The sequence below is a fragment of the Streptomyces sp. NBC_00510 genome (assembly GCA_036013505.1).
In the GTDB taxonomy this organism is placed as follows: domain Bacteria; phylum Actinomycetota; class Actinomycetes; order Streptomycetales; family Streptomycetaceae; genus Actinacidiphila.
On sequence record CP107851.1, the window covers coordinates 1,144,303 to 1,158,242 of the forward strand.

Here is a 13,940-nt window from a genome sequence, read left to right on the forward strand (position 1 = left end):
TACTCCTCACCGGAAATCCCCGGACGGTACGCGGAAGCCGCCGCCACCCCAGATGCTTGCAGCGTCAAGTAGATACCGGTCGCCGCTCCCTGTCAACTCCACGTCGGGCACCCGGCGCATGAGCAGCGGTGACACCACTCACCGGACGCAGGGTCAGCCCACCCTGCCCGCAGGGAGGAAGCACCCGGCCTCCCGTGCTCCCCACGCCCCGCCACGGCCGGCACATCGCGACGGCTCTCTGTGATCTTCCCCACCGCGACCCTCCGGAATACGGGAAACGAAACTCCCAGTTGTTGCGATGCGTTCGAGCACAACTGAACCGGAGGCAGAAATGAACGGCCCACTCCCCTCGTCGGACGGCAGTGGCAGAAACACCGACGGCAGCCGGATCGTCGTCCCGCTGTGGCGGGCCCCGCTCGCGGGTGCCGGCGTCCGCGCGGAGTCGCACCCGGGCACCCAGAGTGACCGGCAGGGCTTCCGGACCCCGCGATGAGCGTCATCGCGCCCTACGCGCACCGCGCCCGCCACCTGGCGTACGACGCCGTCTCCTGCCGGGCGGCCCATGACGGGCCCCCGGCCGCCACCGCATCCCGGCTGGTCCCGCGGAGCGCGGTCGTCGTGGCCGCCGTCATCGGCTACTTCGGCGTCCGGGGCCTGACCGACGGTTCCCAGGGCACGGCCCTGCACAACGCCGCCCGGGTCCAGGCCACCGAACGGTTCCTGCACCTGGACTGGGAGTCCCCGCTGCAGGACCTCGTCGTCGACGACCGCACCGTCACGCGGGTCCTCAACTGGATCTACATCTTCGGCCACTGGCCGGTCATCGCGCTCACCCTGCTGTGGCTGCTCTCGCGGCACCCGGAGGTGTACACCCGGGCGGCCGGCGCGATGCTGTTCTCGGGCGCGGCCGGGCTCGTCGTCTTCGCCGCGTTCCCCGTGGCCCCGCCGCGACTGGCGGCGCCGGGCATGACGGACACCGTCACCCGGCAGTCCCATGCCTACCGGGTGCTGCAGCCGCCCGCCTTCACCGACCAGTACGCGGCGATGCCGAGCCTGCACGTCGGCTGGAACCTCCTCATGACGCTGGCGGTCCTCGCCGCCACCCGGAAGGTCTGGCTCCGCGTCCTCGCCGTCGCGCTCACCGTGTCGATGGACGCCACCGTCGTCCTGACCGCCAACCACTACGTCCTGGACGCCCTCGCAGGCGCCGCCCTGGCCCACGCCGGCTGGTACGCCGCCGGACACCTCAGGTCCCGGCCCCGGTTCCGGCTCCGGCTCCGGCTCCGGCGCGGCGGGATCGCCTCGGCGGTCAGCCGGCGGGGCCTTCCTTCCGCAACGGGGCTCCCCCGGCGGCCAGGCGCATGAGCGGGGTGTCGAAGTCGACGTCGGCGGCGGTGCGTTCGGCACGCGTGGCGTTGCCGCCGAACCGGTGCTGGTAGCCGGACCAGGCCCGGTCGGCGATCGTGTCACCGACCCCGCTGGCCATCAGCGCCGCGAGCTCGACGGCCGCCCGGCCGATGCGGTCCCCCAGCGCCGACGCGCCCCAGTCCTCGGGGGCGGCGAAGACCGACGTCGGGACGGAGAGGGCGCGCAGGTAGGCGAACATGGGGCGGACCTGGTCCTCGACCACCAGCGCATGACGCGCGCTGCCGGCCGTCGCGGCGAGCAGGACGGGCTTGGCGACGAACAGGTCGCCGTCCAGGACGTCGAAGAACGACTTGAACAGGCCGCTCACCCCGGCGGTGTAGACCGGGGTGGAGGTGATCACGCCGTCCGCGGCGGCCAGTTCGCCGATCGCCGCCTGCAGGTCCTCACCGGGATGCCCGGAGACGATCGCCCGGGCGATGTCGACGGCGAGCGGACCGAGTCCGATCGACCGGGTCGTGGCCGTACGCCCCTGCTCGCGCAGCGCGGCGACGGCCCGGTGGGCGATGCGGCCGGCCAGCAGCCGCGACGAGGAGGGATCGCCGACCCCCGCGTCGACGACGACGAGGCTGAGCGGGCGGGCGGCGGACGCGTCCGCGGCCGGCGTGCCGGTGCTCATGGCTCAGCCTGCCAGGGGCCGGTGCGCGGCGACCGACGGATCGCTGTCCTGGTACGGCGAGGCGCCGGTGACGTTGTCCCCGCGATTGGGGTTCGGCCGCGGCTGCCGCGGCTCGGCGTCCCCGTACTTCGCCCGCACCAGGCTCGCGTGCGTGGGCGCGTCCGGCACGCCCGGTGCGCGCAGCGAGGCCATCTCCTTGCGGAGCACCGGCACCACCTCGGTCGCCAGCAGCTCCATCTGCTCCAGGACGACCTCGACGGGCTGTCCCATGCCGTCCACGTTCCACAACTGGCGCTGGTAGTCGCCGAAGCGCTCCCGGAAGTCCATCGTCTTGTCGATGACCTCCTGCGGACTGCCCACCGACAGCGGTGTGAGCTTGCGGTACTCCTCCAGCGAGCTCCCGCGGAACAGCGGGTGGCCCTCGAAGTACGGACGGAACGCCGCGACGGCGTCCTGCGAGCGCCGGGCGATGTGCGCCTGGCCGCCGAGCCCGACGACCGCCTGCTCCGGGGTGCCGTGCCCGTGGTGCGCGAACCTCTGGCGGTAGAAGGCGACGAGTCGTTCGAAGTGCCCGTACGGTGCGAGGACGTTGTTGGCGAAGAAGCCGTTGCCGTAGTAGGCGGCCTGCTCGGCGATCTCGGGCGTGCGGATGGAGCCGTGCCACACGAAGGGCGGCACGTCGTCCAGGGGGCGCGGGGTGGAGGTGAAGCCCTGCAGGGCGGAGCGGAAGTTGCCCTCCCAGTCGACCACGTCCTCCCGCCACAGGCGGTGCAGCAGGTTGTAGTTCTCCAGGGCGAGCTCGACACCCCGGTGGATGTCCTGCCCGAACCAGGGGTAGACCGGCGCCGTGTTGCCGCGTCCGAGGACGAGGTCGACCCGGCCCTTGGCGAGGTGCTGCAGCATCGCGTACTCCTCCGCGATGCGCACCGGGTCGTTCGTCGTGATCAGTGTCACGGAGGTGCTCAGCGTGATCCGCTCGGTGAGCGCCGCGACGTGCCCCAGGATCGTGGTGGGCGAGGAGGGGACGAACGGCGGGTTGTGGTGCTCGCCGATGGCGAAGACGTCCAGGCCCAGCTCGTCCGCGCGCCGGGCGATGCGCACGATGGCGTCGATGCGCTCCGCCTCGCTCGGCGTGCGTCCGGTGACCGGGTCCCGGGTGACGTCGCCGACTCCGAAGATGCCGAATTGCATGGTGGTTCGTCTTTCTTGTGCGCGGACGGACGCCCGGGGGCTTCCGGGGTCCGCGCCGGCAGGCCCGTACCCCACATCTTTGACTCGTCAAGCATAGGCATATGCTTGACGAGTCAAAGACGAGGGTCGGGCGCGTGCGTCACGGCACGCGAGCGGTCCACTCCGCGGTGCCGAACTTCGCGGCGACGAGTTCCTCGGCGCGTGCGAGCTCCTCGGCGCTGATGCTCCCGTCCGTGAGGCCGTAGCGGGCGCGGAAGGAATCGATCATCCGGTCGATGACGGCCTCGCGCGGCAGCCCGGTCTGGCGGCGCAACGGGTCGACGCGCTTCTGGGCGCTGCGGGTGCCCTTGTCGGACATCTTCTCGCGTCCGATGCGCAGCACCTGGAGCATCTTGTCGGCGTCGATGTCGTAGGACATCGTCACGTGGTGGAGGACCGCACCCGCGCCCCCGTCGGGGGCGACCACGCGCTTCTGCGCGGCGCCGGCGATCTTGCCGGCCTCGGTGGCGATGTCGTTGAGCGGCTGGTACCAGGCCTTGATGCCCATGTCCCCGAGGGCGTCGAGCACCCAGTCGTCGAGGTAGGCGTAGGAGTCGGCGAAGGAGAGCCCCGACACCAGGGAGGCGGGCACCGACAGGGAGTACGTGATGGTGTTCCCGGGCTCCACGAACATCGCGCCGCCGCCCGAGATCCGCCGCACGACGGTCAGGCCGTGGCGCTCGGCGTTCTCCGCGTCGACCTCGTTGGCGAGGGACTGGAAGCTGCCGATGACGACCGCGGGTCCGCCCCATTCCCACACGCGCAGGGTCGGCGGACGGCGGCCGGCCGCGACCTGCGCGGTGATGACCTCGTCGAGGGCCATGTGCAGGGCCGGGGACTGCGGTCCCTCGTGGATCAGCTGCCAGTCGTAGTCCGTCCAGTCCGTGGCCTGGGCGAGGGCCCGCCGTACGGCGACGGCGACCCCCTCCGCGGTCAGGCCGTACATGACCGTCCCCTCGGGCAGGGCCGCCTCGATCCGGGCCGTGAGGCCGGCGGCGTCGGTGTCGGCGGGAGCGCCCTCGAGCGCCCGGTCGATGGCGGTGATCGCCTCGTCCGGCTCGAGGAAGAAGTCGCCTGCGACGCGAACATTCCGGAGGACCCCGTCGTGGTCGTCGAGGTCCACGACCACGAGCTTGCCACCGGGCACCTTGTACTCACCGTGCATGCTGACGACAACCGTCCCGGCCGCCCCTTTACTCCCGGCCGGTGCGCCGGGCTCGTACGCCGTGGGCTCCGGGCACGCCGCCGCGATGCGGATGTGCCTGTACTGACGGGCCCGGCGATGGAACACTGAATCCGCAACCAGTCGTTCAGGGGGATCCGACATGACTGCCGCCCGGCCGGGCCACGAGCCCGCCACCGGTTCGCCGCTCGCCGCGCAGCGCGGCGGGCCGACGGTGCTCCGCATCGTCCTGGGCACGCAGCTGCGCCGGCTGCGCGAGTCCCGGCAGATCAGCCGCGAGGCGGCCGGCGAGGCGATCCGCGCGTCGCACGCGAAGATCAGCCGCCTGGAGCTGGGCCGGGTGGGGTTCAAGGAGCGCGACGTCGCCGACCTCCTCACCCTGTACGGCGTGACCGACGCGCAGGAGCGCGCCGACCTGCTGGGGCTCGCCCTGCGGGCCAACACCCCCGGCTGGTGGCACCAGTACGCCGACGTCCTGCCGAGCTGGTTCGAGACGCACATCGGCCTGGAGGAGGCCGCCCACACCATCCGCACCTACGAGGTGCAGTTCGTCCCCGGCCTGCTGCAGACGGAGGCGTACGCCCGGGCCGTCACCAGGCTCGGCCACCCCCGCGCGACCGAGCGGGAGATCAGCCGCCGTGTCGACCTGCGGATGACCCGTCAGGACCTGCTCGCCAAGGTGGACGCGCCGCAGTTGTGGGTCGTGCTCGACGAGGCCTGCCTCCACCGGCCGCTCGGCGGCGTCGAGGTGATGCGTGGTCAGCTGGAGCACCTGATGAAGGTGGCCGCGCTCCCCAACGTGACGCTGCAGATCGCCCCGTTCGACATCGGCGGTCTGGCCGCCGCCGGCGGCCCCGTCACCATCCTGCGCTTCTCGGAGCCGGACCTGCCCGACATCGTCTACCTGGAGCAGCTGACGAGCGCGCTCTACCTGGACAAGCAGGACGACGTGGAGCACTACCTGACCGTCATGGACCGGCTCGCCGCCGAGTCGCAGCCGCCCCGCAACACCGGCCGGATCCTGACCCGCCTCATCGACCGCATGGGCTGAGCACCACCGCCGGGGGTGAACTGCCCACGGTCTTCCCTAGGATGACGGTTGCCCGGCGTCATCGCGGAGAAGGATGGGTGTCATGACGGACGACGTCTCCTGGGTCGACCAGACCAGACCAAGCATCGCACGCGTCTACGACTACCTGCTCGGCGGCAAGGACAACTACGCCGTCGACCGGGAGATCGGCGACGTGTTCAAGAAGGACCTGCCCGGCTCGGTGGCGATCGCCTTCGCCAACCGCGCGGCACTGATCCGCGCGATCCGGGAGATCGCCACCACGACCGGTGTACGCCAGTTCGTCGACCTGGGCAGCGGTCTGCCGACCGCGGACAACGTCCACCAGGTCGCCCAGCGGCACACCCCCGGCTCCACGGTGGTGTACGTGGACAGCGACCCGATCGTGCTCGCCCACGGCCGGGCGCTGCTGGAGCAGAACGACGACACGCGCGTCATCCAGGCCGACATACGCGAACCCGAGGTCATCCGGAACCACCCGGACACCCTCGAGGTGATCGACTTCGACAAGCCCGTCGCCGTCATCCTCAGCGCCATCCTCCACCACGTCAACGACGACGAGGACCCGGCGGGCATCGTCGGCTACTGGCGCGACCAAGTGCCCTCCGGCAGCTACTTCTTCGTCAGCCACTTCCGGTCCGGCAACAACCCGGAGACCGCCGAGTCGGAGCGGATCCTCCAGCAGACCTTCGGCCGCGGGCGGTGGCGCACCGACAAGGAGATCGAGGACCTGCTGGACGGCCTGGAGGTCCTGGAGCCGGGGATCGTCCCCGCGTCGCTGTGGCGCCCGGACGCGAGCGACGGCGTCTCCCGCATCGGCGACACCGAGCGCGAACTCACCGTCTGGGAGCGTCTCATCGCCGCCGGGATGGCCAGGAAGCCGTAACCGGCGGCCCTAAAGGGCTCGCCGCCGGTGCCCTCGCCCGCCCTCCGCGTCGACCACGCGCCCGTGAACTCCGCGGCGGGCGCCGGGCGGTCCGGGCAGGGCCGGACACGGCGAGAAGAGCGGCCCGGGACCAACCGGGGGCCACTCCGGGGCCCCGGGACCGCTGTGTTCATCAGACACCCCGGGGCGCGATCCGGCGAGCCGGACTGACCCACCCGGGGCCCCCGCGGCAACCCGGCCCGGTGGACGCGACCGTGACGGGGCGTCCGCGACCCCGGGGGCGGTCAGCGGCTGTCGCCGTGCCAGTCCCAGTGGGCGGTGTCCCCGTCGCGAGGGGCGTACCGGGCGCGCCCGCCCGGGCCGAAACGGCCGATGTCGGTGCGCAGCTCCGCGCCCGCCGAGTGCTGCGGCGCGGTCCAGCCGGTCACGTCGAGCAGCAGCCCGTCCAGCGGGCCGCCGACCAGTTCCCGGTAGACGTGCCCCGGCTTGGGGCCCGGATGCGGGTCGTCCACGTCGGCACCGTAGACCCTGGGCTCTATCACCTCGTCCATGGTGTCCACGGTGCCACCCGGCACCGACAATCCCCGGGGACGCAGCCTGCGCCGGCCCGGATGGGGGCCGGACCGGCGCGGGAATGAGGCGGGTGCCGGTCGCCGCTCCCCGGCGGCCGCGTGGGGACGTACCGCTGCGCGGCCCCCACGCGCCAGGTCGCGTACTCCCGCCACCGGTCACCCGCGTTGTGTGCAACCGCCGGGCGGACGATGTCATTCCCGTTGCGGGCGGCGGGACCGCCGCCCGCCGATGTCTCCGATGGTGCGCGGTCGGTGACGCACCGCGTTTGTCCAAAATGGGGCATTCCGCTTATACCTGGATAAAGAGCCCATAAGGCCCGACATCATGCCGCCTCTCCGTGCACCCCAAGGAGTCCCGGATGTCCCACGGAGCACACTCCGCTCCCGCCGTCCCGCATCCCGACCTGGCCGCGGCGCGCAGCTGCGCGGTCTGCCTCGGGTGGGGCACCCGGATCACGGCGCGGGGGCATCAGCTGTGTCCCGCGTGCCAGCGCCCGGCGCCGCCGCCGGTGCCGGGTGTCGACGGGCCGGTGCCGGCGGACCTCCGGCAGTGCCGGCCCCCGGCTGCCTGAGCTCCCCGTCCTGCGGCCCGCCCACGCGCCGCCGGGCCTCCAACGTCCCGGCGAGGTCGGCCAGCACCGGGTGGGCGTTGACGTCGGCGGGGGTGACGTCGCGGTCCAGCAGGATCGCCAGGCGCACCGCGGCCAGTGAGGTACCGCCCCGGTCGAAGAAGTGGTCACCGCGGCCGACGCGGTGGTCCGCGATGCCGAGCGCCTGAGCCCAGGCGGTGGCCAGACGGCGTTCGGCCGCCGTGTGCGGCGGCTGGTGGGCACCGGCAGGGTCCGTACGGCCGGCGAGCGCGGCCAGGGCCTCGCGATCGGTCTTCCCGTTGCCGGTCAGCGGCAGGCGCTCCAGCCAGTGGAAGGCCGCCGGGATCATGTAGGCGGGCAGCGCCGCCGCCAGGTGTTCGTGGAGCGCGGCCGCGGGCAGCGGCCGGTCCCCGGTGCAGAAGGCGGCCAGCCGGGTCCCGTGGTCCGTCAGGACCACGGCGGCGTCACGCACGCCGTCGGCGCGCGTGAGGGTGTTCTCGATCTCGCCGATCTCGATGCGGAAGCCGCGGATCTTCACCTGGTCGTCGGTCCGGCCGAGGAACTCCAGCCGGCCCCCGGGATGCCAGCGGCCGACGTCACCGCTGCGGTAGAGCCAGGCCCCGGGGTGGTGAGGGTCGGGCAGATAGGCCTCGCGGGTGCGCTCGGGGTCGTTCACGTAGCCCCGGCCGACGCAGATCCCCGAGAACGCGATCAGGCCGGGAGCACCCAGCGGGACGGGCGCCAGGCGCTCGTCGACGACGTACACGCGGACGTTGTTGACCGGCCGGCCGACGGGGACCCAGTCGGACTCGGGGGGACGGTCCATGACCGCGTGGTTGGTGTCGTCGCTGGTCTCGGTCAGCCCGTACGCGTTCACCAGCCGGGTCCCCGGCACGGCGGCGAACCAGCGCTCGACGAGGTCCTTCTTCAGCGCCTCCCCGGTCACCGAGACGCACCGCAGGTCCGGCAGGCGCCGCGGCCGGCTCTCCAGCGCGGACAGCACGACGTCCAGGTGGGAGGGGACGAGCTGCAGCACCTCGACCGGTTCCCCGGCGACCGTGTCGAGGAAGCGGTCGGCGTCCAGGACCACGTCCTGCTCGACGACGAGGACCCGCCCTCCGGCCAGCAGCGGGGCGGTCAGCTGCCACAGGGAGATGTCGAAGCTCTGCGGCGCGGTCTGGGCGACGACCTGGCCCTCCCCGATGCCGAGGTCGTCGATCTTGGCGTAGAGGTGGTTGAGGAATCCGGCGTGCTCGCACATCGCGCCCTTGGGCTCCCCGGTCGAGCCGGAGGTGAAGTACAGGTACGCCAGCTGGTCGCCGGCCACGGGGACACCGGGATCGGACGGCGGGTGCTCCTCCGCGCGGGCCTCCTCCACGAAGACGGTCGTGGTGCCGGGCAGCCCGGGCAGGGCCCGTTCCAGGGCCTCGGTGCTGCCGTGCTCGGTGATGACGGTCGTGCAGGCGGCACGGGTGAGGACGGCGGCGATCCGGCCGGGCGGCAGGTGCGGCTCGACGGGCAGGTACGCGCCCCCGGCCTTGAGGACGGCCAGGACCGCGGCCAGCCAGTCCAGGTTCCGCCCGGTGACCACCGCGACCACGTCCTCGGCCCGCAGCCCGCGGGCCAGCAGGGCGTGGGCCAGCCGGTTGGCGCGGGCGTTGAGCTCCCCGTACGTCCACCGCCGGCCGGCGTGGACGGCCGCCACCGCCTCGGGCCGGCGTGCCGCCCGCTCCTCGAAGAGTTCGTGGAAGCGCCGGTCGGGCAACCTGCGCCGGGGCCCCGCCATGCCGTCGAGCTGCAGCCGGGTCTCCTCCGCCGTGAGCAGGCTCTGACCTGCGTGCTCGGCGTCGACGTCGGCGGCCATCAGGGTGAGGGCGGTCAGGTGGTAGCCGGCGATCCGGGCTGCCGCCGGCTCGTCCAGCACGTCGGTGCGGTAGCCCAGCTCCAGTACCGGACGGCCCTCGTGGGCGCCCAGGCCCACCCGCAGCACCGTGGACCCGTCCGGTGCGCCGTCCGCGCCGACGGCCACACCGGCGCCCACGCCCGCCGGGTCGCAGACGGTCTCGAACAGCGGGCCGGTCATCCCGAGCTCGCGGCTCAGCTCACCGACCGGGTAGTCCTGGAAGGCCAGCACCTGCGCCTCCACGCGGTGCGTGGCCAGCACCAGCCCGCGCCAGGTGGCGGCGGCCGCCGACAGCCGGCACGGGAGCACCCTTCCGTCCTCGACGGCGTAGCCGGTGACCACCTCCGCCTCCCCCGACAGGGCCGCCAGCACCTTGGCGTGCGCGGCCGGCAGCATCGAGCGCAGCGGCACGCCGAGGCGGTACGCCTGCCGTCGCAAGGCCGCCACCAGCCCGTCCGGGAGCCCCAGCCGGTGCACGGCGGTGCCCGGTGGGGACGGCCGGCAGGTCCAGCGCGGTATCGAGGTGAACCCGCCGGTGGTCACCATGGAGTGCCAGAACCTGCGGCCGGTGTGCGCGTACGTGTCCATCGGGGTCGTCCTTCCGGTGCGATGCGGTGGCGTCGGGTCGTCGGTGTGCCGGGGGCGCCGCCCTCCAGTAGGCACCGGCGCCGACGGCCTGTCCTGCCCCGGCAATTCGGTACTTGACGCGTCGGCGTACGTCCCGATAATCCGCCCGCCCCGCCCGTTCGGTGGCCGCCCGTAACGGCGCTCGCCGACGGCGTCAAGTCACGGATTCCGGTGACATGACGGACAGCTCCCGATGGGTGTCACTGGAAGCACGACCACCCCGGAAGGAGACACCGTGCCGGTCATATCCGCACCCCAGGACTTCAACGAGGACGATCTGTACGTCGACCTCGAACCCGTCCTCGCGCAGCGGCTGTTCCTCAAGTGCGAGGGCTTCAACTTCGCGGGGTCGATCAAACTCAAGGCAGCCGCCGCCATGATCGGGGCCGCCGAGCGCAGCGGACGCCTCGGGGCCGGCTCGGTCCTCGTCGAGTCCTCGTCGGGCAACCTCGGCGTGGCCCTGGCCATGATCGCCGCGAACCGCGGCCACCGTTTCGTGTGCGTGACCGACACCCGCTGCAACCTGGCCACCCGGCAGATGATCGCCGCCCTCGGCGCCCGGGTGCACCTGATCACCGAACCCGCTCCCGTCGGGGGCTGGCTGCGGGCCCGCATCGACCACGTCCGCGCGCTGTGCGCCGCCGACGACCGTTACGTGTGGCTGAACCAGTACACCAACCCCGACAACGGCCGGGCCCACTACCGCACGACCGCCCCGGCCATCGCCGCCCGCTTCCCCGCCCTGGACGTCCTGTTCGTCGGCGCGGGCACGACCGGCACGCTGATGGGCTGCGCCCGCTACTTCCGCCGCCACCATCCCCGCGTCCGCGTCGTGGCCGTCGACACCGCGGGCTCGGTCACCTTCGGCGGCGCCCCCGGCCGGCGCATGATCCCCGGGCTGGGCACGAGCGTCCGCCCGCCGCTGCTCGACACCGCGTGCGTGGACGAGGTCGTCCACGTCGCGGAGGCGGACGCCATCCGCACCTGCCACCGCCTGGCCCGCCGCGGCTTCCTCTTCGGCGGCTCCACCGGAACCGTCGTCAGCGCCGCCACCGACTGGCTCGCCGACCGCGGCCACGACGGCCTCACGGCGGTCGCCATCGCCCCCGACCTCGGCGAACGCTACCTCGACACCGTCTACCACACCCCCTGGGTCAAGGACCTCTACGGCGATGACGCGCTCGCCGGCCCCGACGACCCCGCACCGCGCCCCGCCGGTGCTATCGCCGCCGCCCGGACCCCCTGAACCACCGCCGCCCGAAGCCCAGTTGAGCGCGTCCATGGGCCCCGGGCCAGCCTGCCCGGCCATAAGATCCACTTCAGTCGGATCAACAGGCAGGCGGCAGCGGAGGACCGGGTACACGCACATGGCCGAACACATCGCCACTCCCCCGGGCCATGCGCTCGCCGCACGCTGCCGTCGCGTGGTCGACTCCGAGTGGTTCGGCGTCACCGTCTTCGCCCTCGTCCTGGCCAACGCGGCCGTCCTCGGCGTCGAGACGTACGACGGCATCGCCGCACGCTGGCACGGCCCCCTGAAACTGGTGGAGCACGCCTTCCTCGCGGCCTTCACCGCCGAGGTCGCCCTACGGGCCTGCGCCCACGCCGACCGCCCCAGGGACTTCCTCCGCGACCCGTGGAACGTCTTCGACCTGGCCGTGGTGACGCTGGCCTACCTGCCCTTCGCGCGCGAGAACGCCACGGTGCTGCGTTTGCTGCGGCTGGCCCGGGTCGTGCGCGCCGCCCGCTTCCTGCCGCAGCTGCGCATCATCATCGTGGCCGTCGGCAAGAGCCTCCCGGGCACGTTCAGTTTCCTGCTCGTCGGCACGATGCTGCTGTACGTCTACGCCATGACCGGCTGGGTCTTCTTCGCCGACGACGACCCCGAGCACTACGGGTCCGTCGGGCGGGCCGCCCTGTCGCTCTTCCTGCTGATCACCCTCGACGGCATCGGCGACGCCGTCCGGGGCGGCCTGGAGATCTCGCGCTGGAGCCTGCTCTACTACGCCTCTTATGTGCTGCTCGGCTCGTTCGTGCTGGTCAACCTGCTCATCGGCGTGGTCATCAGCTCGCTGGAGGAGGCCAGGCAACTGGAGCGCGGGCGCGAGTCGCCGCCCCGGCCGACCGAGGGCGAGCCGCCGCCCGACCACCTGCGGGAACGTCTCGCCGCCGCCCGGCGGGCCCTGGACGAACTGGAGGCCGGGCTCGATCTCGTGGGCGCGCAGAGCGCGGGCCCCGGAACCGCCGCCCCGGCCGCCCCTGCCGCCCCGCCCGGCGGACGTACGGCCGGGTCACCGGCCCCGACCTGAGGACGGGCGCGCCCGGCGTCCTGGACCATGTGCCGCCGGCGACGGTCAGAGCGTCAGGACCCGGCCGAACATCCCCACGGCGATCAGGAGCGTGACGGCGAAGATCGCCACCAGGGCCACGATCTCCCAGGTCTTCGGGACCTCCGGGGGCTCGGTGTACGAAATGCCCGCGGTCGTGCTCTCCTCGCAGGCCGGCGTCGGGGTGGGCGCCACCCGGTCCCGGTGCGGGCGCAGGGCCGGCGCGGGCTGCGCGGCGGTGCCGGTCGCGGCGCCGAACGCCGGGCCGATCGTGGGGCCGATCACCGGCCGGGGAGGAATCAGGGTCTCGGACATGCTCACCACTCCGGACGTTCCTGTGGCGGACGCGGGAATCGCCCCGCATGGCGTCACCTCGGGCCGCGGCAGCCGGGGTCCACGGAGGTCTCCGCCGCGCACCACCCGGGCGATTCATCTTATATCCGCACGAAGGGATCCACGATCAGGGAACCGGCGTGACCAGCGCGTCACGCCGGGTGGCCGACGTCGCACGCCCTCTTCGCGGAACCGGATGATCCGGCCGCCATGGGAGAGGATGGGACGAGGGCCGACGAGGGCAACCCCGAGGGAGGGCGGAAGATGACCGACGCACTGGTGCTCGGTGGCGGGGGCGTCGCCGGGATCGCCTGGATCACCGGACTGCTGGCGGGGCTCGCGGACGCGGGGCAGGACGTGACGGGAGCCGACGTGCTGGTCGGGACGTCGGCGGGGGCGACGGTCGCGGCGCAACTGGGCAGCGGGCTGTCGCTGGAAGAGCTCTACGCCCGGCAGACCGAGCCGGAGCTGCAGTCGGCCGAGATCATGGCGGACGTGGACCTGGCGAACTTCGGCGCGGGCATCGCCGAAGTGCTGCAGGGCGCGGCCTCCGTCCCCGACATGCGGCGCGCGGTCGGCAGGTACGCCCTGGGCGCCGAGACCGTGCCGGAGGCGGAACGGCGGCGGGTGATCGAGTCCCGTCTTCCCTCGCACGACTGGCCCGCCTCCCGGACGGTGCGGATCGTCGCCGTGGACGCGGAGACGGGGCAGCCGCGGGTCTTCGACGGCTCCTGCGGCGTGGGTCTCGTGGACGCCGTCGCGGCGAGCTGCGCCGTGCCGGGCATCTGGCCCCCCGTGACGATCGAGGGGCGCCGCTTCGTCGACGGCGGCGTACGGTCCGCCACGAACGCCGACTACGCCGGGGGATCGTCGCGCGTGCTGGCGATCGCGCCGATGGGGGTCACGGAACTGTTCCCCAGCGAACTGCCCCTGGAGCGGGCCCTGGCGGACCTACGGGCCGCGGGCGCCGAGGTGGCGGTGGCCGAACCGGACGAGGCGTCACTGGCGGCGATCGGCACGAACCCGCTCGACCCCGCCACCCGCCGGCCCGCCGCCGAGGCCGGGCGGGCACAGGGGCGCGAGCTGAAGATCGAGTGGAGCCGAGCCTGAGCACCCGGCGGGCGGCGGAGGGACATCGCCCCTCCCCGAACCAGAGGTCTTGAAGGCGGAGGCGGC

The 13,940-nt window shown here is 73.1% G+C and carries 11 protein-coding genes and 1 pseudogene; 6 read left to right on the forward strand and 6 right to left on the reverse strand.

The genetic code is table 11. From position 1 onward, the window contains the following. The first annotated feature begins 489 nt into the window (after positions 1 to 489). Entirely contained in the window at positions 490 to 1,365 is an 876-nt protein-coding gene (locus OG937_05055; protein ID WUD71096.1) for a phosphatase PAP2 family protein, read from the forward strand. Here the strand turns inward: OG937_05055 and OG937_05060 are convergent. The 3 genes from OG937_05060 to OG937_05070 all read right to left on the reverse strand — a co-directional run bounded on the left by OG937_05060 (position 1,310) and on the right by OG937_05070 (position 4,439). After that, positions 1,310 to 2,044 (reverse strand): NAD(P)H-dependent oxidoreductase, encoded by a 735-nt coding sequence (locus OG937_05060; protein ID WUD71097.1) that lies wholly within the window; start codon positions 2,042 to 2,044, stop codon positions 1,310 to 1,312. The two genes, OG937_05055 and OG937_05060, sit on opposite strands and share 56 nt — an antisense overlap. 3 nt (positions 2,045 to 2,047) lie before the next feature. Continuing rightward, a complete protein-coding gene (locus tag OG937_05065) occupies positions 2,048 to 3,235 on the reverse strand; it encodes an LLM class flavin-dependent oxidoreductase (protein ID WUD71098.1) in 1,188 nt (395 codons plus the stop codon). Positions 3,236 to 3,374: 139 nt separating this feature from the next. Continuing rightward, positions 3,375 to 4,439 carry a lipoate--protein ligase family protein gene (locus OG937_05070; protein ID WUD71099.1) on the reverse strand — a complete coding sequence of 355 codons (1,065 nt, stop codon included), beginning with the start codon at positions 4,437 to 4,439 and terminating at the stop codon, positions 3,375 to 3,377. Positions 4,440 to 4,599: 160 nt separating this feature from the next. Between OG937_05070 and OG937_05075 the strand changes: the two genes are divergently transcribed. Both OG937_05075 and OG937_05080 read left to right on the forward strand, forming a co-directional pair. Then, positions 4,600 to 5,508, forward strand: coding sequence for a helix-turn-helix domain-containing protein (locus OG937_05075; protein ID WUD71100.1), 909 nt, complete (start codon positions 4,600 to 4,602; stop codon positions 5,506 to 5,508). Between the two features lie 82 nt (positions 5,509 to 5,590). Continuing rightward, a complete protein-coding gene (locus OG937_05080; protein ID WUD71101.1) occupies positions 5,591 to 6,412 on the forward strand; it encodes an SAM-dependent methyltransferase in 822 nt (273 codons plus the stop codon). Positions 6,413 to 6,696: 284 nt separating this feature from the next. Here OG937_05080 and OG937_05085 read toward each other — a convergent pair whose 3' ends face one another. Then, positions 6,697 to 6,963, reverse strand: a complete 267-nt coding sequence (locus tag OG937_05085; protein WUD71102.1) for a hypothetical protein — start codon at positions 6,961 to 6,963, stop codon at positions 6,697 to 6,699. Positions 6,964 to 7,587: 624 nt separating this feature from the next. Continuing rightward, positions 7,588 to 10,065 (reverse strand): annotated as a pseudogene (locus tag OG937_05090) (amino acid adenylation domain-containing protein). Between the two features lie 274 nt (positions 10,066 to 10,339). Here OG937_05090 and sbnA point away from each other — a divergent pair. Further along, complete coding sequence (gene sbnA, locus OG937_05095) at positions 10,340 to 11,350, forward strand: 2,3-diaminopropionate biosynthesis protein SbnA (protein ID WUD71103.1); 1,011 nt, start codon at positions 10,340 to 10,342, stop codon at positions 11,348 to 11,350. A 121-nt stretch (positions 11,351 to 11,471) separates the two neighbouring features. Continuing rightward, positions 11,472 to 12,413, forward strand: coding sequence for an ion transporter (locus tag OG937_05100; protein WUD71104.1), 942 nt, complete (start codon positions 11,472 to 11,474; stop codon positions 12,411 to 12,413). Positions 12,414 to 12,458: 45 nt separating this feature from the next. Here OG937_05100 and OG937_05105 read toward each other — a convergent pair whose 3' ends face one another. Next, positions 12,459 to 12,746, reverse strand: a complete 288-nt coding sequence (locus OG937_05105) for a DUF6480 family protein (GenBank protein WUD71105.1) — start codon at positions 12,744 to 12,746, stop codon at positions 12,459 to 12,461. Positions 12,747 to 13,028: 282 nt separating this feature from the next. Between OG937_05105 and OG937_05110 the strand changes: the two genes are divergently transcribed. Continuing rightward, positions 13,029 to 13,874 carry a patatin-like phospholipase family protein gene (locus tag OG937_05110; protein WUD71106.1) on the forward strand — a complete coding sequence of 282 codons (846 nt, stop codon included), beginning with the start codon at positions 13,029 to 13,031 and terminating at the stop codon, positions 13,872 to 13,874. Positions 13,875 to 13,940 lie beyond the last annotated feature (66 nt).

Excerpts from the sequence above, each read along its gene's own strand:
- OG937_05100 (WUD71104.1), top strand. The coding sequence starts at position 11,472 with ATGGCCGAACACATCGCCACTCCCCCGGGCCATGCGCTCGCCGCACGC.
- OG937_05110 (WUD71106.1), top strand. The coding sequence starts at position 13,029 with ATGACCGACGCACTGGTGCTCGGTGGCGGGGGCGTCGCCGGGATCGCC.
- OG937_05075 (WUD71100.1), top strand. The coding sequence starts at position 4,600 with ATGACTGCCGCCCGGCCGGGCCACGAGCCCGCCACCGGTTCGCCGCTC.
- OG937_05085 (WUD71102.1), bottom strand. The coding sequence starts at position 6,963 with ATGGACGAGGTGATAGAGCCCAGGGTCTACGGTGCCGACGTGGACGAC.
- OG937_05080 (WUD71101.1), top strand. The coding sequence starts at position 5,591 with ATGACGGACGACGTCTCCTGGGTCGACCAGACCAGACCAAGCATCGCA.
- OG937_05060 (WUD71097.1), bottom strand. The coding sequence starts at position 2,044 with ATGAGCACCGGCACGCCGGCCGCGGACGCGTCCGCCGCCCGCCCGCTC.
- OG937_05105 (WUD71105.1), bottom strand. The coding sequence starts at position 12,746 with ATGTCCGAGACCCTGATTCCTCCCCGGCCGGTGATCGGCCCCACGATC.
- OG937_05070 (WUD71099.1), bottom strand. The coding sequence starts at position 4,439 with ATGCACGGTGAGTACAAGGTGCCCGGTGGCAAGCTCGTGGTCGTGGAC.
- OG937_05065 (WUD71098.1), bottom strand. The coding sequence starts at position 3,235 with ATGCAATTCGGCATCTTCGGAGTCGGCGACGTCACCCGGGACCCGGTC.
- OG937_05055 (WUD71096.1), top strand. The coding sequence starts at position 490 with ATGAGCGTCATCGCGCCCTACGCGCACCGCGCCCGCCACCTGGCGTAC.